This window comes from Arthrobacter sp. NPDC092385 (genome assembly GCF_044755105.1).
Classification (GTDB): Bacteria; Actinomycetota; Actinomycetes; order Actinomycetales; family Micrococcaceae; genus Arthrobacter_D.
In genome coordinates, this window is sequence record NZ_JBIVQL010000002.1 from 12,605 (window position 1) to 34,520 (window position 21,916).

At 71.2% G+C, this 21,916-nt stretch carries 18 protein-coding genes; 7 read left to right on the forward strand and 11 right to left on the reverse strand.

Annotated elements, in window-relative coordinates; all coding sequences use genetic code 11:
- Positions 1–143: 143 nt before the first annotated feature.
- Positions 144–734: an Rv3235 family protein gene (locus ACIQCY_RS03185; RefSeq protein ID WP_400482449.1), complete on the forward strand. Its 591-nt coding sequence runs from the start codon at positions 144–146 to the stop codon at positions 732–734.
- Here the strand turns inward: ACIQCY_RS03185 and secA are convergent, their stop codons facing one another.
- The 7 genes from secA to mtrA all read right to left on the reverse strand — a co-directional run bounded on the left by secA (position 735) and on the right by mtrA (position 11,168).
- Positions 735–3,443: a preprotein translocase subunit SecA gene (gene secA, locus ACIQCY_RS03190; protein WP_400482450.1), complete on the reverse strand. Its 2,709-nt coding sequence runs from the start codon at positions 3,441–3,443 to the stop codon at positions 735–737.
- Between the two features lie 122 nt (positions 3,444–3,565).
- Positions 3,566–4,789: a winged helix-turn-helix domain-containing protein gene (locus ACIQCY_RS03195; protein WP_400482451.1), complete on the reverse strand. Its 1,224-nt coding sequence runs from the start codon at positions 4,787–4,789 to the stop codon at positions 3,566–3,568.
- Positions 4,790–4,874: 85 nt separating this feature from the next.
- Positions 4,875–5,609 (reverse strand): ribosome hibernation-promoting factor, HPF/YfiA family, encoded by a 735-nt coding sequence (hpf, locus tag ACIQCY_RS03200; RefSeq protein WP_400482781.1) that lies wholly within the window; start codon positions 5,607–5,609, stop codon positions 4,875–4,877.
- 120 nt (positions 5,610–5,729) lie between these two features.
- The gene (locus tag ACIQCY_RS03205; protein ID WP_400482452.1) at positions 5,730–6,797 is read right to left on the reverse strand and encodes a ComF family protein; all 1,068 of its coding nucleotides are present in this window, start codon (positions 6,795–6,797) and stop codon (positions 5,730–5,732) included.
- A gap of 61 nt (positions 6,798–6,858) precedes the next feature.
- Entirely contained in the window at positions 6,859–8,550 is a 1,692-nt protein-coding gene (locus ACIQCY_RS03210; protein ID WP_400482453.1) for an LpqB family beta-propeller domain-containing protein, read from the reverse strand.
- 43 nt (positions 8,551–8,593) lie between these two features.
- Positions 8,594–10,519 (reverse strand): MtrAB system histidine kinase MtrB, encoded by a 1,926-nt coding sequence (gene mtrB / locus ACIQCY_RS03215; RefSeq protein WP_400482454.1) that lies wholly within the window; start codon positions 10,517–10,519, stop codon positions 8,594–8,596.
- Positions 10,491–11,168 (reverse strand): MtrAB system response regulator MtrA, encoded by a 678-nt coding sequence (gene mtrA / locus ACIQCY_RS03220; RefSeq protein WP_400482455.1) that lies wholly within the window; start codon positions 11,166–11,168, stop codon positions 10,491–10,493. Before mtrA ends, mtrB begins: the two co-directional genes overlap by 29 nt.
- A gap of 204 nt (positions 11,169–11,372) precedes the next feature.
- Between mtrA and ACIQCY_RS03225 the strand changes: the two genes are divergently transcribed.
- The 6 genes from ACIQCY_RS03225 to ACIQCY_RS03250 all read left to right on the forward strand — a co-directional run bounded on the left by ACIQCY_RS03225 (position 11,373) and on the right by ACIQCY_RS03250 (position 18,018).
- On the forward strand, positions 11,373–12,806 hold the full coding sequence (locus ACIQCY_RS03225; RefSeq protein WP_400482456.1) for a hypothetical protein: 1,434 nt from the start codon (positions 11,373–11,375) through the stop codon (positions 12,804–12,806).
- 43 nt (positions 12,807–12,849) lie between these two features.
- Complete coding sequence (locus ACIQCY_RS03230) at positions 12,850–13,509, forward strand: DUF4129 domain-containing protein (protein WP_400482457.1); 660 nt, start codon at positions 12,850–12,852, stop codon at positions 13,507–13,509.
- A gap of 20 nt (positions 13,510–13,529) precedes the next feature.
- A complete protein-coding gene (locus ACIQCY_RS03235; protein ID WP_400482458.1) occupies positions 13,530–14,780 on the forward strand; it encodes a DUF4350 domain-containing protein in 1,251 nt (416 codons plus the stop codon).
- A complete protein-coding gene (locus ACIQCY_RS03240) occupies positions 14,777–15,901 on the forward strand; it encodes an AAA family ATPase (RefSeq protein ID WP_400482459.1) in 1,125 nt (374 codons plus the stop codon). Before ACIQCY_RS03235 ends, ACIQCY_RS03240 begins: the two co-directional genes overlap by 4 nt.
- A 77-nt stretch (positions 15,902–15,978) precedes the next feature.
- Positions 15,979–17,271: a DUF58 domain-containing protein gene (locus tag ACIQCY_RS03245; protein WP_400482460.1), complete on the forward strand. Its 1,293-nt coding sequence runs from the start codon at positions 15,979–15,981 to the stop codon at positions 17,269–17,271.
- A 78-nt stretch (positions 17,272–17,349) separates the two neighbouring features.
- The gene (locus tag ACIQCY_RS03250; RefSeq protein WP_400482461.1) at positions 17,350–18,018 is read left to right on the forward strand and encodes a DUF4166 domain-containing protein; all 669 of its coding nucleotides are present in this window, start codon (positions 17,350–17,352) and stop codon (positions 18,016–18,018) included.
- A gap of 27 nt (positions 18,019–18,045) precedes the next feature.
- On the opposite strand, the gene ACIQCY_RS03255 is transcribed toward ACIQCY_RS03250, so the two are convergent.
- From ACIQCY_RS03255 to ACIQCY_RS03270, 4 genes are read right to left on the reverse strand one after another with little or no spacing between them, the layout of a single operon-like run.
- Positions 18,046–19,077 (reverse strand): hypothetical protein, encoded by a 1,032-nt coding sequence (locus tag ACIQCY_RS03255; RefSeq protein ID WP_400482462.1) that lies wholly within the window; start codon positions 19,075–19,077, stop codon positions 18,046–18,048.
- Positions 19,070–19,495 (reverse strand): chorismate mutase, encoded by a 426-nt coding sequence (locus tag ACIQCY_RS03260; RefSeq protein WP_400482463.1) that lies wholly within the window; start codon positions 19,493–19,495, stop codon positions 19,070–19,072. Before ACIQCY_RS03260 ends, ACIQCY_RS03255 begins: the two co-directional genes overlap by 8 nt.
- Before the next feature lie 43 nt (positions 19,496–19,538).
- A complete protein-coding gene (gene mnmA / locus ACIQCY_RS03265; protein ID WP_400482464.1) occupies positions 19,539–20,681 on the reverse strand; it encodes a tRNA 2-thiouridine(34) synthase MnmA in 1,143 nt (380 codons plus the stop codon).
- The gene (locus ACIQCY_RS03270; RefSeq protein ID WP_400482465.1) at positions 20,678–21,904 is read right to left on the reverse strand and encodes a cysteine desulfurase family protein; all 1,227 of its coding nucleotides are present in this window, start codon (positions 21,902–21,904) and stop codon (positions 20,678–20,680) included. Before ACIQCY_RS03270 ends, mnmA begins: the two co-directional genes overlap by 4 nt.
- Between the last annotated feature and the right edge of the window lie 12 nt (positions 21,905–21,916).

The following is a 21,916-nucleotide window of genomic DNA, read 5'->3' on the forward strand; positions in this document are numbered from 1 at the left end:
AATCCGCCCGCGTCGACGCACACGCACTCGGCGCGATCGCCGCCACGGCGTTCCCCGCAGGACTGCCCTTCCTCCCGCGCGCCCTCGGCACGGCACACGGAGATCACGACCCACCGTTCGAACGCCCCTGGAAAGGACATCCGATGTCTGCAGTGACCCAGCTCCGCCGCACAACCGCCGCCGCGCTCGCAGAGGTCAGCGGAGCACCGCGACCGCTCCTGCCCGCGGCGCCCCGGATTCCCGCATCCGGCCCCGCGACCGTCGTCGAGCTGCGCCCCTCCCCGGGGACGCACGGCCTGGACGCGCCCGAGCCCCTGGCCGAGCCCCGGGCGGGCGAGGAAGTGGGACACGCCGACCGCCGGCTCACCGATCCGGACGCGTCCCGCATCTCGGGCATCGCCCGGTCCGTCGCCCAGGGCGCCCTCGAGGTGCTGGGCGGATCCCGCCCCCTGCAGCAGATGGCGCGCTGGCTCGATCCGGAGAACTACGAACGGCTGCAGCTGCGCGCCAACCTGGTACGGTGCGTCGGCGCCGCGCAGGGCGGCCATCATGCAGAGGCGCCGGCGAGTACCCGTCGGCACGTCGTCGTCCGCTCCGCCCGCGTGTGCCCCGTCAGTGCGGGTGTCTACGAGGCGTCCGTCGTCGCTTTCGACCAGAAACGCGTCCGCGCCGTTGCTCTACGAATAGAACAACGGCGCGGGGCGTGGCGGGTGACCGCCCTGGAGATCGGCTGACTACTTCTTCTTCGCCTTCTTGCCGCCCGGCGTCGCAGCCTGCGCCCTGTTCCGCTCCACGTGCACCTCGGCATCCCCCTGCGCATTCGGCGCGGTGAAGTTGAGCGTCGCGGGCTTTGCAGGAGCATCGAGCCCGGCGGCCTTGATGGACGGTGCCTGGACGATGTTCCGTCCGTCGGTCACGCCGGGGAGCCCGGTCTGCGCGGGCGCCGACACCTCGACGTCGAGGTTGAACAGGTAGCCGATGCTCTCCTCGCGGATCGACTCCATCATCGCCTGGAAGAGGATGAATCCCTCGCGCTGGTACTCCACGAGCGGATCCCTCTGGGCCATCGCGCGGAGGCCGATTCCCTCCTTGAGGTAGTCCATCTCGTAGAGGTGCTCCTGCCACTTCCGGCCGATGACCGAGAGGACCACGCGTCGTTCGAGTTCGCGCATCGTCTGCTCACCCAGGGCTTCCTCGCGCGCCTGGTAGGCGAGCTTGGCGTCGGAGAGGATCTCGCTGTGCAGGAAGTCGCGGGTCAGCTTCGACTTCCCGCCCGCTTCCTCGATGACCTCGTCCGCGGTCAGCGTGATCGGGTAGAGGGTCTTCAGGTTCGTCCACAGGAGCTCGTAGTCCCAGTCGTCACCGTGGCCCTGCTCCGTCGCCTCGTCGACCATCGCCGTGACCACGTCCTCGAGGAAGAACTGCACCTTCTCGTGCAGGTCGCCGCCCTCCAGGATCCGGCGGCGGTCGCCGTAGATGGCCTCGCGCTGGCGATTGAGGACGTCGTCGTACTTCAGGACGTTCTTGCGCTGCTCGGCGTTGCGGCCCTCGACCTGGCCCTGCGCGTTCTCGATCGCCTTCGACACCAGCTTCGACTCGAGGGCGACGTCGTCCGGCATCGTGGCGCCGTTCATGATGCGCTCGGCGCCACCGGAGTTGAACAACCGCATGAGGTCGTCCGTCAGCGACAGGTAGAACCGTGAGCGGCCCGGATCGCCCTGCCGTCCGGAACGGCCGCGGAGCTGGTTGTCGATGCGCCGCGACTCGTGCCGCTCCGTGCCGAGCACGTACAGGCCGCCGAGTTCGCGGACCTCCTCCTGCTCGGCCTTGACGGCTTCCCTCGCGGCCTCGAGGGCGTCGGGCCACTTGGCCTCGTACTCCTCCGGGTTGTCCGCCGGATCGAGTCCCTGCTTCTCCAGCGCGGCGACGGCATTGAACTCGGCGTTGCCGCCGAGCATGATGTCGGTGCCTCGCCCGGCCATGTTGGTGGCGACCGTGACGGCACCCTTGCGACCGGCCTGCGCGATGATCGCGGCTTCACGCGCGTGGTTCTTCGCGTTCAGGACCTCGTGGCGGACACCGGCCTTGGCCAGCTGCTTGGAGAGGTACTCGCTCTTCTCGACGCTCGTGGTACCGACGAGGACCGGCTGGCCGGTCCCATGACGCTCGACGATGTCCTTGACGACGGCGTCGAACTTGGCGACCTCGTTCTTGTAGATGAGGTCGGAGAGGTCCTTGCGGGCCATCTCCCTGTTGGTCGGGATGGGGACCACACCGAGCTTGTAGGTGGACATGAATTCCGCCGCCTCCGTCTCGGCGGTACCGGTCATGCCCGAGAGCTTCTCGTACAGGCGGAAGTAGTTCTGCAGCGTCACGGTGGCGAGGGTCTGGTTCTCGGCCTTGATCTCCACGCCCTCCTTCGCCTCGATGGCCTGGTGCATGCCCTCGTTGTAGCGGCGGCCCGCGAGGATGCGGCCGGTGTGCTCGTCGACGATCATGACCTCGCCGTTGAGGACGACGTAGTCCTTGTCGCGCTTGAAGAGCTCCTTGGCCTTGATGGCATTGTTCAGGAAGCCGATCAGCGGGGTGTTGGCCGACTCGTACAGGTTGGAGATGCCGAGATAGTCCTCCACCTTCTCGATGCCGTCCTCGAGCACGCCCACGGTCCGCTTCTTCTCGTCGACCTCGTAGTCGACCTCGATCGTCAGCTTCTGGACGACCTTCGCGAACTCGTTGTACCAGCGGTTGACGTCGCCCGACGCCTGGCCGCTGATGATCAGGGGAGTACGGGCCTCGTCGATGAGGATCGAGTCGACCTCGTCGACGATCGCGAAGTTGTGGCCGCGCTGGACGAGCTCGGCGGCACTCCAGGCCATGTTGTCGCGCAGGTAGTCGAAGCCGAACTCGTTGTTGGTGCCATAGGTGATGTCCGCGGCGTACTGCTCGCGGCGGGCTGCGGGATCCTGCTTGGAGAGGATGCAGCCGCTCGTCAGTCCCAGGAAGCGGTAGACGCGCCCCATGAGGTCGGACTGGTACTCCGCGAGGTAGTCGTTGACGGTCACGACGTGGACGCCCTTGCCGGTCAGGGCATTGAGGTAGGCGGGTGCCGTCGCCACGAGGGTCTTGCCCTCGCCGGTCTTCATCTCGGCGATGTTGCCCAGGTGGAGGGCCGCGCCGCCCATCAGCTGCACATCGAAGTGGCGGAGTCCGAGCGTCCGGCTCGACGCCTCCCGCACGGCGGCAAAGGCTTCCGGCAGCAGGTCATCGAGGGTCGCGCCGTCGGCGTAGCGCTTCTTCAGCCGCTCGGTCTCTCCACGCAGCTCTGCGTCGGACATCTCGCGGAACTCGTCTTCGAGGACATTGATGGCGTCAGCGTAGTTGCGGAGTCGCTTCAGTGTCTTCTTATCGCCGGTGCGTAGTACTCGTTCAAGAAGTGATGGCACTGGTATCTGCTCCCAATCTGATGCTGCCCAAAGATGGCGTATCTAGTCTACGGGAGATACGTTCGGCCCCCCGCTATGGTTCCCCCTGCAGTCCGGTGCCGGACACGGAACTGCGTGTCCGCTCAGAGTAGCCTGCCGACCTGCGAGGAGAGCGGGGACGCGAGGTCGCCCCGGTCCTCGACGACGACGCCGCCCAGCCCCAGCCACTGCGCGAGCAGGCGCAGCTCGTCGGCGAGCTCCGCGGCGGTGTCCCCCGGCGCGTCCGGTTCAGCGGAGCTGGCCCGTACCAGCAGTCGGCCGGCCGCGCGGTCGGCCTTGAGGTCCACGCGTGCGGCGATGGAATCCCTCAGGAGGAAGGGCAGGACGTAGTAGCCATGGATACGGCGTTCCGCCGGGGTGTAGATCTCGATGCGGTAGTGGAAGTCGAAGAGCCGGTGCAGCCGGTCGCGTTCGAAGACGAGCGAGTCGAAGGGGCTCAGGAGCGCCCGGCCGCGTGCCTGGCGCGGCAGGGTTGCCGCCGGGTGGAGGTACCAGGGCTCCGGATGGCCGTCGACGGTCACGGCCCGGAGGGAACCTGCGCCGACGAGTTCCTCGAGTGCGGCCCGTGTCTCACGCACCGGGGTGCGGAAGTAGTCCGCCACCGAGCGGGCCCGGGCGACGCCGAGCGCTCCTGCCGCACGCTCGGCCAGGAGGCGCAGGGCCTCCGTCCTGGTCGGCCGGGAATCGGCGAGGCCGGGATCGGCAAGGACAGCCCTGATGGGCGCGTAGAGCCGTTCGAACTGGGCCGTTCGGCCGGCGGATCCGATCTCTCCCCGCGCGAACAGGTCCTCGAGCACGCGCTTGGCGACCGTCCACCGCCAGCCCCAGCCCTCCTCGGGCCGGGTGGTGTCACTTCCCAGCAGTTGCTGGAGGCCCGCGGCGGTGAGGGGCGTGCCCTGGTGGAGGAGTCCGAGGACGTCCTCTTCGAGGGTCTGGCGCAGGGCGTCCGGGACGCCGGTTGCCGCCATCCAGGTCCGCCGCTGCCACACGCGCAGATGCGGGAACAGCTCCGGCGGGACGAAGCTCGCTTCATGGGCCCAGTACTCGACGAGCTTGCGCGGTGCGCGGGTGTACAGGGCTTCGAGGTGCGCCGGGTCGTAGCACCCGAGGCGCGAGAACAGCGGCAGGTAGTGGGACCGGGCGAGGACGTTCACGGAGTCGATCTGCAGGACCTGCAGCCGCTGCACGGCGGCGTTGACGGCGCGACGGGACGACGGCGCGTCGAGGCGCGGACGGTGGAGGCCCTGGGCGGCGAGGACGATGCGCCTGGCCTGGGCGGTGGTGAGGTTCACTCTGGTCTCCTGCATGGAACTGCCTCCGCGCGGGGCGCGGAGGCAGTTCGAAGAACGCTCTTCTGGAATACGGCCGGAGATCCCGGCACGGCGTCCCCGCCTAGGCGGTGGCCGCTTCCTTGGCGCGGTAGGCGAGTAGTTCCTCGTGGGGTTCCTCGGTCCCTTCGGCGCACTTCGCGTCGAGGGTGATCACTCCATAGGTCCAGCCCTGCCGGCGGTAGACCACGGAGGGTGTTCCGGTGGCCGAATCGATGAAGAGGTAGAAATCGTGGCCGACGAGTTCCATGTTGTCGACCGCGTCGTCCAGGGTCATCGGGATCCCGGAGAACACCTTGCGACGGATCAGCACGGGCGAATCGCCTGCGGGGATGTCGTCGGGCGAGGAGTAGGCGTCGACGTCCTCCGGCTGGGGGGCGGGCTCGTTCGACGTCGGCTCGATGGCTGGCGTCTCGAGGTAGATGGGCTGTGCGGAATCAGCCGGTTCGAGGTCGGCCGTGGCGACCCTGACGGCGACCGGGGTGTGCCGGCCGTGGTGGACCTTCCGCCGGTCACGGGCGCGGCGCAGGCGCTCGAGGAGTTTCCCGTAGGCGAGGTCGAACGCCGCGAACTTGTCGCCGGCGGTGGCCTCGGCCCGGACGACCGGGCCCCTGCAGAGCACTGTGAGTTCGACCGTGAGGGAGGTGTCCGCCATGCGCGCGCTGGGTTCCTTGGTGATCTTCGCGTCGACGCGCTGCACCTTGTCGCCGAGCTGCTCTATCTTGTCGATCTTCTCCGTCGCATACTCGCGGAAACGGTCCGATACCGCCAGGTTCCGGCCATTGATCACAAACTCCATGGTGCCCTCCACATCGCTAGGTGACACGACGGCGGCCGAGGCGTTGTGCAGAGCCGCCGCCGACGGGTACGTGTCGTCATTGTGCGGTACCCGTACTTCACGGTAGTTCACGCTCCTCCTTTATTCACCCCTCGGCGCTCCAGAAACTTCCGGTGGTGTGCCGGTCGCCCGGTGGGGCACCGGCAGCGTGCCGCGGATCGGATCCGCATGTACCGGGGGCACTCCGGGGACCCGGCCCGAGCTGCCTCCCGCGGGCGAGGACGTCGCCGCGATGACCACGGCGCCGAGTACCAGGGCACCTGCGGCCACGAGGGCGCGGTGGGCCTCCGCGATCGTCGCGCCCGTCGTGAGGACATCGTCGACGATGATGCAAGTCCGTCCGGCGAGCACCTTCCCCGGGGATCCGGCGGCACCCATCGAGTACAGGACGTTGGTGCGCCTGCCTCTGCGGCCGAGCCCCTTCTGGCCGCCGCCGAGGCCGGTGAGCGCGGCCGGAAGGACACCCCGCACGAGCGGGGCCGTGCCGCCCCGGGCGGCCGCGCCGCACAGTCGGCCCAGCAGCGGTCGCAGTCGCAGGGCGGGAGCCAGCACGCAACCCGCGGGTAGTTGCCCTCCGCGGTCGAGCCGGGACAGGAGCAGCATCAGCGGGTCGTAGCCGCGCCGGCGGCGCGATGACGCCCGAGTGGGTACCGGTACCAGCAGGATCGGCAGGGAGGCCGTCGTCCGCTGCCCGAACACCCGCGGCGCGTAGTGCAGGACACCGCCCAGGGCCGCGGCCACAGGGGCGGCCAGGTCGACGTGTCCGTGATTCTTGAAGGCGAGCAGCACCACCGACACGGCCCGTCCGTACCGCCCCGCCGCGAGTACGGGCAGCGGACCGAACGGCGCTCCGGCAGGGGAACCCCGCCCACCGTGAAGTGCCTCTGGTCCTGCGGCGTGCAGGCCGGGAGGAACGACCTCGACGTCCGGCAGCGATTCGGCGTCCGCCTCGGCACGGAACGGCCGCGCCGTCGCACGCCGGAACCGGCTCAGGCATTCCGGACACAGGGATGTGTCCCACAGGCCGCAGACGACACAGGACGTCGGCAGGACGAGTGCCGAGAAGGCTGCGAGGGCACGCATGATCCGCTGGCAGGTGCGGCCGAACACGAACCCGTCCACAAGCCGGGCGATTCCTGCTGAACTCATCGGTCCAGGACATCATGCAGGCTCGTCGCCCCGAGGCCCGGGCCGCGCTATGTGGACAGCGCTACCCGGGGAAGGCCGGATCGACGACGTCGAGCTGCTCGTCCACCCAGCTGCTACCGATGCGCCGGTAGAGCGTGCCGCCGGCCTGGGCATACACCGTGTCCTCGGCGTCGGACCCCGCGCTGATCCCCAGGATGCCGTCCAGTGCGGCCATCGTCTCCTGTTCGCCGTCCAGCTGCAGGATCACCGGGGCGGCTTCCTCGCCGGCGCCGACCGTCGATGCGGCGATCGCACTCTGGCCTGCCCACACGGCCGTGTCGACGGTCCCGTCCACCGGCAGCGCCAGGGGCGTGGTGAGCGATTGCGGAGCACCCTCCGTGGACCGCGTGATGCCGGCGAGCAGCACCTCGCTCGTTCCACCGCGCTCCGTGACGATCAGGGCGCGTGAGCCGTCCCGCGAGACGCGCAGCTCCTTCACGCTCCGGTCCCCGAGCCAGCCCGCGGCCAGGACGACGGCGTTCGCCTCCGTGCCCCCCGGCGGGATGGCGAGGACCTCGCTGCGCGCTCCGGCCGCCCTGCTGGTCCAGACCCAGTTCTCCGGGTCGAAGGAGGGCCGGGTCAGCGAGGCGCCCTTGAGGATCTCCCGGGCCTCGCTGCCCGGCGCCGTCACGTAGAGGGTGGTCCTGTCCGTGTTCGTGAAGGCGTAGGCACTGCCGGAGACCGACGTCGCAGGCCCGCGCGGCGCCAGCGCCGCCACCGAGGGCAGTCCCTCGATCGGGACGACGGCGCCGTTGCGCACCCGCACCAGCTCGCCCGCCGCGATGCCGACCTGCTCGCCCCCCACGTCGGGTGTCAGCTCGGGCACCACGAGGTTCGGGGCGGGTGATCCCAGCTCGATGGGCTGGCCGCTGGTCATCTCCACCGACGTGACGTCGTTCAGGCCGAGCAGGTTGACCTGGAGCTGCTGGTTCATCTGCTGCAGGCCGAGGTTCGTCGCGTTGTCGAGGACCTCGGAGGAGAGGTCCACCGACGCCTTGCCGGAGGTGATCGGCACGGAGTCACGGACGAGCTTGACCCCTTCGGGGAACGCACTGGTGACGGATCCCTGCAGGTACGGTGCGGGACCGGCCAGCATGGCACTGACGATCCGCGCGGTGACGCCGGTCCGCCGGACGAACCAGCGTGCGTCGGGGACCCAGTAGCGGTAGGTGCTGCTGTAGAAGTAGAGGCTGTGCGAGAGCAGGAGGTCCCGGGCGCTGCTCTGGGCCAGCATGATGCCGTCCGGGATCTCGTCGATCCGCCATTCGCCCGCCTCCTGGACCATCCGGACCCCCAGGGTCTCCGTGGCCGGAGCCGTGCTGTTGGTCCGCACTCCCCTGGCGTCGACGGTCCCGGTCGTCTCGAGCTGGATCTGGTAGACCCCTTCGGTCTCGCGCTTCTCCACCCGTGGGTCGGACCGGAACAGGACGATCCGCTCCTCCGGCTTCCAGGTCTTCGCCAGCTCGAGGGTCAGGAACTGGCGGGCGACGCTGTACCCGTCCCCGGCACCGGTGCCGGCGGTGATGAAGTCGCGCAGGATCCGCTCGGGAGTAGCGCCCGCGGCAGGACCCTCCGGGTCGAAGGCGGGTGCGACGGCGTCGGCCTCGCCCTCCGCGGCCGGGATGACGCCGACGGGCCCCTTCGTGGGGATGGCCGAACAGCCGGTGAGCACCAGGAGGAGTGCGAGCAGAGCCGCCAGGAGTGCCGCGGGCATGCTGCTGGAACTGGGGCGCCGGGCCCGGTCACTGCCGCTCGTTCTACTGGGTCGCACTGCTCTCCCTCGCTTCGGTGCCGACGTCCTCGGGTGCCTGCTGCGGGGGCTCGTGCCCGGCCTGGCCGGCGCTGGTCGAACCCGACGGAGGCAACGCCAGGGGCGACGACGTCAGCTCGGTCCCCTGGCGACGCGGAAGCGTCAGCCGGAAGCAGGCGCCCTCGCCCGGCATGCCCCACGCCTCCAGCCAGGCGCTGTGCAGGCGGGCGTCCTCCGCGGCGATGGAGAGACCGAGCCCGCTGCCTCCCGTGGTCCGTGCCCGCGCCGGATCGGCCCGCCAGAAGCGGTCGAAGGCGCGGGACGCCTGCAGCGGTGTCATGCCGATGCCGTAGTCGCGCACGGCCACCGCGACGGCTTCGGGATTGCAGGCGATGTGGATCTCGACCGGCCTCGCCTCCCCGTGCTCGAGTGCGTTGACGATCAGGTTGCGCAGGATCCGGTCGATGCGCCGTGCGTCGGCGTCGACGATGCAGCTGGACTCGGCCGACACGATGCCGAGGTCGGATCCGAGCCTGTCCGCGAGGGGCCGTGCACCGTCGATGGCGTGCTGCACGAGCTGCACGATGTCGACGGATTCGGCCTCCAGGACGGCTGCGCCGGCGTCGAACCGGGAGATCTCCAGCAGATCGGCGAGGAGCGCCTGGAACCGCTCGACCTGGTCGAAGAGGATCTCCGCGGAGCGCTTGTTGACCGGGTTGAACTCGTCCCGCGCGTCATGGAGGACCTCCGCGGCCATGCGCACCGTGGTCAGCGGCGTGCGGAGTTCGTGCGACACGTCGGACACGAACCGCTGCTGCATCTGCGACAGCTGCGCCAGCTGTGTGATCTGGTCCTGCAGGCTGCCCGCCATGTGGTTGAAGGACGCACCGAGCCGTGCCACCTCGTCCTCGCCGGTGACCTCCATGCGTTCCTGCAGCTGCCCTGCCGCGAGCTTCTCGGACACGGACGCCGCATAGCCGACCGGCAGCACGACGCTGCGGGTCACGTACCAGGTGATCGCGCCGATCACGAGCAGCAGCACGAGGCCCACCAGCCACAGGACACCGTGGATGTAGTCGAGCGTGGACTGCATGGAGGAGAGGTCGTAGTAGACGTAGAGGGCGTAGGGGCTGCGTTCGGGCGGCAGCTGCACCTGCGTGCCGAAGGCGATACCCGGGGCATCCTGGTCGCCGTCCTGCGTGACCGGGATGGTGATGGGCGCCCAGTAGACGTCCTGCCCGCCGTCCACCGCCTGCTGCAGGTCCTCCGGCAGCATGCCTGCGGTGGCGCCGTCCTGGCTCACCGTCGCCGGGACGAACAGCCCTTCGCCGCCGGTGATCGGCACGAGCATGGCCTGGCGTGGCGCGTCCGTCTCGTTGCCCACGAGTGCGTTGACCGAATCCAGGACCAGGCGACTGGTGGTGTCGCGGTCCGTCGCCGAGGAGTCCCGGAAGACGGCCTTCGTCGAGGTCAGGGCAGCACGTGCCTCCGCACTGAACTGGTCGAACCGTTCGTCGTAGAGCGCGCTGGCGATCTGGTTGGACAGGAACCCGCCCACGGCCACGAACGACACGGAGGTCAGCAGCATGGTCGCGACCACGGTGCGGAACTGCAGGGACCGCCGCCAGCGGCTCGCGATCGAGCGCAGCAGGACCCTCCCACGGGCCGGAGCAGCCCGGAGCCGGCCGGCGACGGACGAGGACCCGGACGAGGATCCGGTCGAGGACCCGGTCGAGGATCCGGTCGGCGTGCCGGCCGCATCAGGGGCGTCGGTGGGCGCGGTGTACGTCCTGCCGTCCGGTACGCCGGGGTCGCCGGGGTCGCCGGCGCCGAGTGGAAGCGGAGACGGTCCGGAATCAGGTGCGGTACTGGGTGCGGGAGCGCGTCGGTGCGCGCCCCCCGCCTCAGCCCTGTCCGGCCTTGTAGCCGACACCACGCACCGTCAGGACGATCTCGGGTGCCTCGGGGTCGCGTTCGATCTTCGAGCGCAGCCGTTGCACGTGGACGTTGACGAGCCGGGTGTCGGCGGCGTGGCGGTAGCCCCACACCTGCTCGAGGAGCAGCTCACGGGTGAACACCTGCCAGGGCTTCCGGGCGAGGGCCACCAGCAGGTCGAATTCGAGCGGAGTCAGGGATACGCGCTCGCCAGCCCGGGTGACCTCGTGGCCCGCGACGTCGATGCTGACCTCACCGATCCGAAGGGTCTCCGGGGCCTTGGACTCGGCGGGGCGGAGCCGGGCGCGCACCCGCGCGACGAGTTCTGCCGGCTTGAAGGGCTTGGGGACGTAGTCGTCGGCCCCGGATTCGAGGCCGCGGACGACGTCGGAGGTGTCCGACTTCGCGGTCAGCATCACGATGGGGAGGTCGGACTCGGCCCGTATCTGACGACACACCTCGATGCCGTCCATTCCCGGCAGCATCAGGTCGAGCAGCACGAGATCGGGGTGGGTCGAGCGGAACACGCCCAGCGCAGCCGAGCCATCGGCACAGAACACGGGGTCGAATCCGTCATTACGGAGGACGATGCCGATCATCTCGGACAGGGCCTCATCATCGTCGATGACCAGTATGCGAGCCTTCATACCCCCATACTGTCCCATCGGGACAGCAAAGTCCCACCAGCCTCACCGCACGATGTGTCGGGGTGGTGGCTCCGGGCCCCGCGCGCAGCGACAGCCCGTCCGCGGGGCCACCGCGCCGCTGGCCGGAAAGGTGGCGCGGCTCACTATGATGCAGGAGGGGATGCTGCGAGTATGCCTCCCGGGAGTGTCGACCGAGGGGACGCTATGAGGAATCAGATCAGTGGTCAGCCGGACGACGGGCCGGACGACGGCGATCCCGGCTCCTCGGGTGACGGCCCGGCGCCGGATCACGACCGGAGCACCGGCGGTCGGACCGAAGCGCCCTGGCAGCCGCCCGCCGCGTCACCAGGCACCGACGGGCATGGGTCCTCGCCCTGGCAGTCCCCGAGCCAGGGCTACTCCTCCCCCGCAGGGCCTCCCTCGTGGGGAGCACCCGGCGGGCAGCCGGGCCACGCCGTCGAGCCTGGCTCTGCGGCGCGGCCCGGAGACAGCGGCGCGCTCCCACCGCACGGCGGCCGGCCGTCCCCGCCCTTCGGCGGCCAGGGGTGGGGCCCGACGTACCCGCCCCAGGGTCCCGGGCAGGGCAGCCCGTGGGGCGGTACCTTCCCGCCCGCCCCCCTGTACCAGGCTCCTCCGAAGCCGGGCGTGATCCCCCTGCGGCCGCTCGGCCTCGGCGAACTGCTCGACGGCGCCTTCCAGGCCTGCCGGCGGAATCCGCTGGCCACCTTCGGTATCGCCATCCTCCTGCAGGCCGTCGTCGCACTGGTGACCGTCCTGCTGCTGGGGAACGTCCTGTCCTCCTTCGAGGTGTTCGAGTCGCAGAACCCCACACCGGACAGCATCATCGGTGCTTTCGCCAGTCTCGGCGTCTTCGCCTCGGTCGCGGGGGTCGTGTCCGGTGTCGCGCTGCTCGTCCTGCAGGGCATCCTGGTCATCCCGATCGCCCGAGCCGTCATCAACCAGCGGACGTCCTTCGGCCAGGCATGGCGGCTCGCCCGCAACCGCCTCCTCCCCCTGTTCGGATTCGGCCTGCTGTCGTTCGCGGCGGGCGTCGTCGGCCTCGTGCTCCTCGTCGGGATCTCGGCGCTGGCCGTCATCGGGCTCGAGGAGTACTCGGCCCTCGTGATCGTGCCGCTCGTGATCGGCGCGCTGGTCGTCCTGACCTGGGCGAGCATCAAGATCGTCGTCGCTCCTGCGGCCCTGATGCTCGAGGGCACCGGGCCCTGGACCTCCGTCAAGCGGTCGTGGCGGCTGACGCGCGGCAACTGGTGGAGGACGTTCGGCATCGTGCTGCTGACGAGCGTGATCGTCTCGATCATCGCGTCCGTCATCTCCACCCCGCTCACCTTCGCCGTGTCCCTCTTCCTCGGCTTCAGCAGTTCCACCTCCGCCACCCCGGACGCCCTGGACTCGATCCCCGTCCTGCTGGCAACGCAGGCGATCACCGCACTCTTCACGGCCATCGGGTACGCCTTCCAGGCGGGCGTGACGTCCCTGCTGTATGTCGACCTCCGCATCCGGAGGGAAGGGTTCGACGTCGTCCTGATGCGCGAGCACGAGCAGGCGGGGCCGGGGCGGACCGATGTCGTCCCCGGTGGCACCACCTCCTTCGGGCATCAGCCGGGCGGGCGTCCCTGATGCCGGGCCGCCGTGTCGGAGGGACCCGGCCCGGGGTGTGCCCGTGAGAGCCGGCTCCCGCCCGTTCCTCGCGCCCGACGCGGACGACGCCCGGCGGCTCCTCGAGGAGGAACTGGCGAAACCCGCCTACGTGGAAGCGCAACCCAACATCTTCGAGCGCATCCTCGCGGACTTCCTCCGGGGGATCGCCCGGCTGCTCGACGGCGTCGGCGGGCTGGGGCCCGGGCCGGGCACGCTCGTGGTCGCGATCGGGGCCACACTCCTCGTCGTCGTGGCCGTCGTGCTCATCAGGCCGCGCCTCAACGCGCGCGGCAGGAAGCAGGAAGCTCCCGTGTTCGACGACGACGCCGGGCGCTCGGGTGCGTACCACCGCGAGCGCGCCGCCGCGCTCGCCGGGGAGGGGAACTGGAACGGGGCGGTGGCCGAGCTGCTGCGCGCGATCATCCGCTCCGCGGAGGAGCGCGTGGTGATCGGCGAGCAGCCCGGCAGGACGGCGACGGAAGCTGCGGGGCGACTCGGCGGCGTCTTCCCGTCCCTCTCGGTGGAGGTCGCCTGGCTGGCGGACCTGTTCAACGAGACGCACTACGGCAGCGGCACGGCCACGGACAGCGACTACCGGCGCGCAGCCGGCATCGACGCCCGTCTCTCCACGGAGCGCCCGGCCCGACCCGAGGGACCGACGACGCCGGTGGCACCCCGGTGACGCACGAGGCGCGGCAGTCCATGGCGCCGACCCCTGGCCCTCCCACCGCCCGCGCCGGCGGGGACGCGGCGCCTCCCGCGCCGCCCGCCCCGACCGGGGAGGTCATGGGCGACGGCGGCAACGCGCTGGCAACCGCGCGCTCGCGGGCCCGGCGTGCCCTGCCCCTGCTGGCGGGCGCCCTCGTCCTCGCGGTGATCATCCTGATCAACCTCCTGCCGGGACGGGAGATCGGTGGCGGCCCACTGTCCCCGGCCAATCCCGCGCCCGAAGGCGCCCGGGCGGTAGCGGAAGCCCTCCGGGCGCAGGGCGTCGACGTCGTCCGGGCCGAGTCCCATGACGACGCACTCGCGGCACTGGAGGAAGGGCCTGCCACCTTGTTCCTCGCTGACGCCCAGCAGTACCTCAGCGCCGACCAGGTCGCGGACCTGGCCGCCGCGTCGGACCGTGCGGTGCTCGCGGAGCCGGGTGCGCGCCAGCTGACCGCCCTCGACGAGGACTTCACGGTGATCGGACCTGTCCCCCTCGACCTCTCGGGAGGCTCCCCCGCCCGGGCCGCCGAATGCGCGGACGCCGATGCGACGGCGGCCGGGACGCTCTCGGCGACGGGAACGGTGTACTCCGGCGCCATCGAGTGCTTCCCGACCACGGTGGACGACGTGGCCGGAGGCCTGTACGCCACGAGCAGCGATGGCGCGGTCGCTGTGCTCGGAGCACCGTCGATCCTCTCCAACGGCTCGATCACGGACGAGGGCAACGCGGCCCTTGCCCTGCGGGTACTCGGGTCCTCGCCGACCCTCGTCTGGTACGAACCGACGGGAGCAGATGTCGTCTCGACCGGCGAGGGCATCGATCCGAGGACCCTCCTGCCTCCGTGGGTGAATCCCCTGCTGGTGTGGCTCCTCGTCTGCTCGGCCCTGGCGATGCTCTGGCGGGGCCGGCGGCTGGGGCCGCTGGCTGCCGAGCCGCTGCCCGTCGTCGTCCGTGCCGCGGAGACGGCCGAAGGGCGCGCCCGCCTCTACCAGGACTCGCGTTCGGTCCGGCACGCCGCGGCCACCCTCCGCGCAGCGACCCTCACCCGGATGGCCCATCGCCTCCGCGTCGACCGCTCCGCGTCCCCTGCCGAGGTCGTCGAGGCGGCGGCGCGCCACAGCGGACGGCCCCGCCCGGAGCTCGAGCAGCGACTGCTCGGCACCACCCCGACCACGAACCGCGAGCTTGTGCTGTGGGCACAGGAGATCCTCGACCTCGAGAAGGAGATCACGTCATCATGAACCACACCGAAGGCCGGCAGGACGAAGCCCTGCAGGCGCCGGCAACACCGCCGGGCGGCGCCCACCCGGCGACACGCGTGGAGGATCCGGCGCCGCGGCACGCGGGTCGGACGCCGGGACAGGCGCCAGGGCAGACGCCGGGACAGGCGTCGGGGCAGGCACGTCCCGACGACGATTCCGCCCGGGCGGCGCTGCTGCGCGTACGCGCCGAGGTGGGCAAGTCGATCGTGGGGCAGGACCCGGCCGTGACGGGGCTCCTCATCGGTCTCCTCGCGGACGGGCACGTCCTGCTGGAGGGTGTACCGGGCGTCGCCAAGACCCTGCTCGTGCGCACGCTCGCCGCGGCGCTGAGCCTCGACACGAAGCGGGTGCAGTTCACGCCGGACCTCATGCCGGGCGACATCACGGGCTCCCTCATCTACGAGGCGAGGGCCTCCGAGTTCACGTTCCGGGAGGGCCCGGTCTTCACCAACATCCTCCTCGCCGACGAGATCAACCGCACTCCCCCGAAGACGCAGGCATCGCTGCTGGAGGCGATGGAGGAACGGCAGGTCTCCGTCGACGGCGTGTCCCGGCGCCTGCCCTCGCCGTTCATCGTCGCGGCGACGCAGAACCCGGTGGAGTACGAGGGCACCTATCCCCTGCCCGAGGCGCAGCTCGATCGCTTCCTCCTCAAGCTCACCCTCCCCCTGCCCGGCCGCGACGACGAGATCGAGGTGATCCGCCGGCACAGCGTCGGCTTCGACCCCCGCGACCTCGCTGCCGCGGGGGTCCGGGCGGTGGCCGGAGTGGAGGACATCGACCACGCACGGACGGCGGTCGCCCGTGTCGCCGTCGCGCCGGAGGTACTCGCCTACATCGTCGACGTCGTCCGCGCCACCCGGACGTCGCCGTCATTCCAGCTCGGCGTGTCACCGCGCGGTGCCACCGCGCTCCTGAACACCTCGCGCGCCTGGGCGTGGTTGTCCGGCCGGTCCTTCGTCACCCCCGACGACGTCAAGGCGCTCACGCTGCCGGCGCTCCGGCATCGCGTGGCGCTGAGGCCGGAGGCGCAGATGGACGGCGTCGACGTCGACGACGTGCTCGGCGGCATCCTGGGCACCGTCCCCGTGCCGCGGTAGGCATCCCCACCCGACCCACCCGACCCGCCTGATCTGGAGCGGGTACCCGCCCGCCCCCGGATCCGAGAGGAGAGCCCTTGGCCATCACCGGCCGTTTCGTCCTGCTGGCGCTGCTCGGCGTCGTGCCCGTCCTCCTCTACCCGGGTGCGGCGTCGATCCTGCTGTGGGCTGCACTCCTCACCGCTGTGGCCTGCCTCGATGTGGGCCTGGCCGCTTCCCCGCGGAGGGTGGGCATCGTCAGGACCCTGCCGGACAGCGTGCGGCTCGGCGAGGAGGGCCGCAGCGCGCTGGTCCTGCGCAACGACACGTCCCGGACACTGCGCGCGACGGTGCGCGAGGCCTGGCAGCCCTCGGCCGGGGCAGCCGATCCGGAGCAGACGATCGTGGTGCCTCCCGGCGAGTCGCGGCGCATGACCGTCCTGCTGCGCCCCACGCGGCGCGGCATCCTCCGCGTGGACACGGTGACCATCCGGAGCGCCGGCCCGCTCGGGATCGCCGCACGGCAGGTCCCGGTCCCGGCGGCCGGCGTGCTCCGGGTGCTGCCCCCGTTCAACTCCAGGCGCCACCTCCCCTCGAAGCTGCGCCGCCTGCGCGAACTCGACGGCCGGACGGCGGTCCAGATCCGGGGCGCCGGCACCGAGTTCGACTCCTTGCGGGACTACGTGCGCGGCGACGACGTGCGCTCCATCGACTGGCGGGCCACCGCCCGGCGGCGAGACACGGTCGTCCGGACCTGGCGCCCCGAGCGTGACCGCCGCGTCGTCGTCGTGCTGGACACCTCGCGCACCTCGGCGGCGCGGGTGCTCGACGAACCGCGCCTGGACACCGGCATCGAAGCCGCGCTGCTCCTGTCCGTCCTCGCCGAGCGGGGCGGCGACAAGGTGCACTTCCTGGCCTTCGACCGCCGCCTCCGAGCACGTGTGGACTCGACGGCCAAGGGCAACCTGCTCGGTTCGCTCGTGACCGCGATGGCGCCGCTCCAGGCGGAACTCATCGAGGCGGACTGGTCACGCCTTCCTGCACAGGTACGTGCGGCATCGGCCCACCGCTCCCTCGTGGTGCTGCTGACCTCGCTCGATTCGGGCGCCGTCGAAGAGGGCCTGCTGCCGGCACTGCCCGCGCTGACCGGGCGCCACGTCGTCGTGGTCGCCTCGGTGCGCGACCCCAGGCTCGACGAGATGAGCGCGGACCGCTCGACGGCGGCGGCCACGTTCCGTGCCGCGGCTGCGGAACGCGCCCTGCTGGATCGCGCCGCGGTGGCGCACCAGATCCGCCTCCTCGGTGCCGAGGTGGTGGACGCGGTCCCCGCCGAACTCCCACCCCTGCTCGCCGACGCCTACATTCGGCTGAAGGCCGCCGGGCGCCTCTGAGGGCTTCGCCTGCTCCTGCAGACGCCCGCCGGCCCGCCCCATGGTTGACTGGTGGTCCGAGCGGAGGAAGAGGGCGGCATGATCTCGATCTACCAGCAGGCGATGGGCAGCGGGTTCGGCCGCCTCCAGCCGGAGTTGCGCGAATACTTCGGGCTGCACGCGGAGAGCGGACTGTCGGGCCACGGACGCGGGGTCTTCGACGTCGCCGGGTGTCCCGCCTGGTTCGCGCGGCCGGCCTTCCGCCTCACCACACTGGAGAACGCGTTCTTCCCCGAGTACGGCACCGACGTCCCGTTCACCATCAGGAACTACCCGCACACGGATCCGTTCGGGCGTCCGGCCCTCACGGCGCGCCGCGAACTCGACTTCGGCAGCGCCGTGCGCGTCTTCGAGGACACGACCTCCCTGCAGGACGGCGTCCTCACCGACTATGTGGGCCGGCACCGGCGCATGGCCACGCTCCTGACCTGCTCCGCCACCGACGACGGCCACATCCGCATGGTGTCCTCGCGGACACGGGTCTTCGCGGGCCTTCGGCTGCCGCTTCCCGATGCCCTCGGCGCGCTCGCCTACGTGGAGCAATGGTGGGACGACGCCGCGGGGGCGTTCAGGATCACGACGCGCGTGGTGCACCGCCAGCTGGGAACCCTGCTCGTCTACGCGGGATCCTTCGACTACGTCCTCGAGGAGTTCGACGGCGTCCTTCCCCCCGACGCCCGTCCCCGCCGCTGGGAAGAACGCGTCTGAGCGACCCCGCTGCCGCGGCCGCCCGGATCAGCCCTCGCTGCGGACCTGGTCCAGCGCGTCGGCGACCTGGGCGAGGCGGGTGAGAGCCCGCGTGGCATCGGCCGGGGAGAGGGCGTCGAGCCCGGGCAGCGAGGTCACCGTGAGCGCGGAGAGCGCCGCCGCCGGCAGCCCGACGCGCCGCCAGGCACCGAGCACCGACTCCGCGAGTACCGTGACCTGCGGAAGCTTCGGCCGGGGGTCCAGGATCGCCAGCCAGAGCCCGCGCCCGGACTCGATGTCCTCGGCGAGCGCTTCCCATTGCCGGTCGGAGATCCCGCGCAGCTCGAGGGACACGGCTGTCGCGGCGCTCGAGCGGGCGGCGTCGAGTGCGACATCGCCGTTTCCCGGCACCAGGACGGTGCCCGCGGCGCCGGCGCCCAGGGCCGACGCCGCCACGAGGTCCCAGGCCTCGGTCGCCTCACGGCGGTCGATCGCGCGCAGCGTCCGGTACCCGCTCGCCGTGGGCACGCGCCCCGCGAGGACGTCGCCGGCGTCCGGCTCGTCGAGCTGGAGCAGCACCTGGGCGCCCCTCGCCACGGCCGACACGCGCCTCACCACGTCCGCCGCGCCTGCAGCGAGCGATGCGTAGAGCTCGCGCCGCGCACCGGAATCGACCAGGACGCGCTCGCCGTTGTGCAGGTGTGTGCCCGCGGCCAGGGACAGCGGCCCCCTCAGGTGCAGCTTCAGGTGTGGGGAGGGCTGGTCCTCGGCGCCCGCGATGTCGCCGAGTGCGTTGATGTCGGACGACAGGGCGGACTCGGCGCGCCGCTGGTCCTTGCCGGGCCGCTGGACGAGGCGCCAGCCGTGCGGCTGGAGGTCGAACGGCAGCTCCACGAGGACACCGAGCGTCCGGCCCACGGCGTCGCTTCCCGGTCCCCGGGCGGTCAGGGACGGCAGGAAGGGGACGTTCGCTCCCCCGAGCTCACCCCGCACGGCCCGGTTCGCCTCGAGGGGGTCGGTACCCGGCCAGTCGCCGGCGGCCGTCGCCCCGACGGTACGCTCGCGGTCCCCGTCAGGCATGGGTGCCGTCCGTTCCCGTTCCGGTGCCGGCCGCGGAGGACGGATCGTCGTGGCGACCCTCGGCTGCGGGCCTGCGGTTCTCGGAGATGGCCTGGTGGTGGCGGATCACCTCGGAGATGATGAAGTTCAGGAACTTCTCGGCGAATGCCGGGTCCAGCTGCGCCTCTTCGGCCAGCATGCGGAGCCGGGCGATCTGCGCCGCCTCCCGCTGCGGGTCACCGGCGGGAAGATCGTGCTCGGCCTTCAGGTGCCCTACGCGCTGGGTCGCCTTGAAGCGTTCGGCCAGCAGGTAGACGAGGGTGGCGTCGATGTTGTCGATCGAACTCCTCACGGACAGCAGCTCGGCCATCACCTCGGGGGCTACGTCTCCTGCGAGTGAACTGGCTGCCGGGTCGAAGCCGCTGCGTGGATGCGTCATGCCTCCAGTCAAGCAGAAGCCCACGGACGTCCGGAAACTGCGTCTAGCCCTGCGCCGCCGCCATCTCCGGGCGGAGTGCCGAACGTGCGGAGTCGATGGTCGCCTGGCCCAGCACCCTCGTGCCCTGGTACAGGACGACCGTCTGTCCGGGTGCCACGCCGCGCATGGGCTCGACGAGACGGACCACCAGCTGCTGGGTGCCGTCGCCGTCCGCCTCGACCGATGCGCGGGCAGCCACCGGATCGCCGTGGGCGCGGACCTGGGCCATGCACGCGAACTCCTCGCCCGTGAGCACCTCGCCGATGGGCAGGCCCGCCCAGGACACCTTGATGCCCCGCATCTGGTCGATCGCGAGCAGATGCTCGGGTCCGACGACGACCTCGTTCTGCTTCGGGCGGATCTCGAGCACGAAGCGTGGCTTGCCGTCCGCGGCGGGGGTGCCCAGCTTGAGGCCACGCCGCTGGCCGACGGTGAAGGCGTTGGCGCCGGGGTGGCTGCCGATCCTCGCGCCGTCCACGTCGAGGATGTCGCCGTCGGTCATCTCGATGCGCTCCTCGAGCCAGCCGCGCGTGTCGCCGTCGGGGATGAAGCAGATGTCGTGGCTGTCGGGCTTGTTCGCGACGGAGAGTCCGCGCCGTTCCGCCTCCGCACGCACCTCGGCCTTCGAGGGGGTCTCGGCGAGCGGGAACATGGAGTGCCGAAGCTGCTCGTGGGTGAGCACGCCGAGCACGTAGGACTGGTCCTTCGCCCAGTCGGCCGCGCGGTGCAGCTCAGGGTTGCCGTCGGCGTCCTCGATCACCTTCGCGTAGTGGCCGGTGCAGACGGCGTCGAACCCGAGCGCGAGCGCCTTCTCGAGCAGCGCGGCGAACTTGATGCGCTCGTTGCAGCGCATGCACGGATTGGGTGTGCGGCCCGCCGCGTACTCCGCGATGAAGTCGTCGACGACGTCCTCCTTGAAGCGCTCGGAGAAGTCCCAGACGTAGTACGGGATGCCGAGGATGTCGCAGGCGCGCCATGCGTCCCGCGAGTCCTCGATGGTGCAGCAGCCGCGGCTGCCGGTGCGGAGTGTCCCGGGCATGCGGGAGAGGGCCAGGTGGACCCCGACGACGTCGTGCCCCGCGTCCACGGCGCGCGCCGCCGCCACCGCGGAATCGACGCCGCCGCTCATCGCTGCCAGTACCCTCATGAGATAAAACCCGTTCCTGCCGTTCGAATGGTTGATGCGTGCCCGGCCATGCCCGCCGTGCGGGCGCGCTCGTAGGCCCCGCCGATTGCACGTACCACCGCGTCAACGTCCTCGGCCGTGGATGTATGCCCGAGGCTGAACCGCTGGGCGCCCCGCGCCTCGTCCTCCGTCAGGCCCATGGCCAGCAGGACGTGGGAGGGCCGCGGGACGCCCGCGGTGCAGGCCGAACCCGTCGAGGACTCGATGCCCGCGAGGTCGAGGAGGAACAGGAGCGAATCCCCCTCGCACCCGGGGAAGGTGAAGTGCACGTTCCCGGGGAGCCGCGTCCCCTCGGGGGCGGGATGCCCGACCCCGCGCAGCACCGCCTCCGGGACCTGCTGGAGGATCCCCTCGATCAGGCGGTCCCTCAGCGCGGCGAGGCGGGGAGCCTCCTCGTGCAGGTGCGTGACGGCGTCGTCGGCCGCAGCGGCGAAGGCGGCGATCCCGGCGCCGTCGAGCGTCCCGGACCTGATGTCCCGTTCCTGCCCGCCACCGTGCTGCACGGGCGTGAGGGTCACGGCGCGGCCCACCAGGAGGGCGCCGACACCCACGGGGCCGCCGATCTTGTGCGCGCTGACGGCCATGGTCGCGAGCCCCGACTCCGCGAAGGACACGGGAAGGGCGCCGAAAGCCTGCACCGCGTCGCTGTGGACGGGGATTCCGAACCGGGCGGCCTCGGCCGTGATCTCCCGGACCGGCTGGACGGTCCCCACCTCGTTGTTGGCCCACATGACGGTGACGAGCGCCGTCCGCTCGGGTGCTTCGGCCAGCGCGGCCCGCAGGGCATCGAGGGAGACGACGCCGGTCGCGTCGACGGGCAGCCACACCACCTCCGCACCCTCGTGCCGCTCGAGCCACTCGACGGCGTCCTGGACGGCGTGGTGCTCCACGGTGCTGCAGAGGATCCGGTTGCGGGCGGGGCCGGCCGCGCGGCGCGCCCAGTAGAGTCCCTTGATCGCCAGGTTGTCCGCCTCGGTCCCACCGGACGTGAAGATCACCTCGGAGGCATGGGCCCCGGCGGCGGCCGCGATCGTCTCGCGGGCCTCCTCGACGGAGCGGCGGGCACGGCGGCCCGAGCCGTGGAGGGAGGAGGGATTCCCGCTCCGGCTGAGTTCGCGGGTGAGTGCGGCGAGCGCCGGCGCCGAGATCGGCGTGGTCGCCGCGTGATCGACATACACGGGCATCCTCTGATTCTA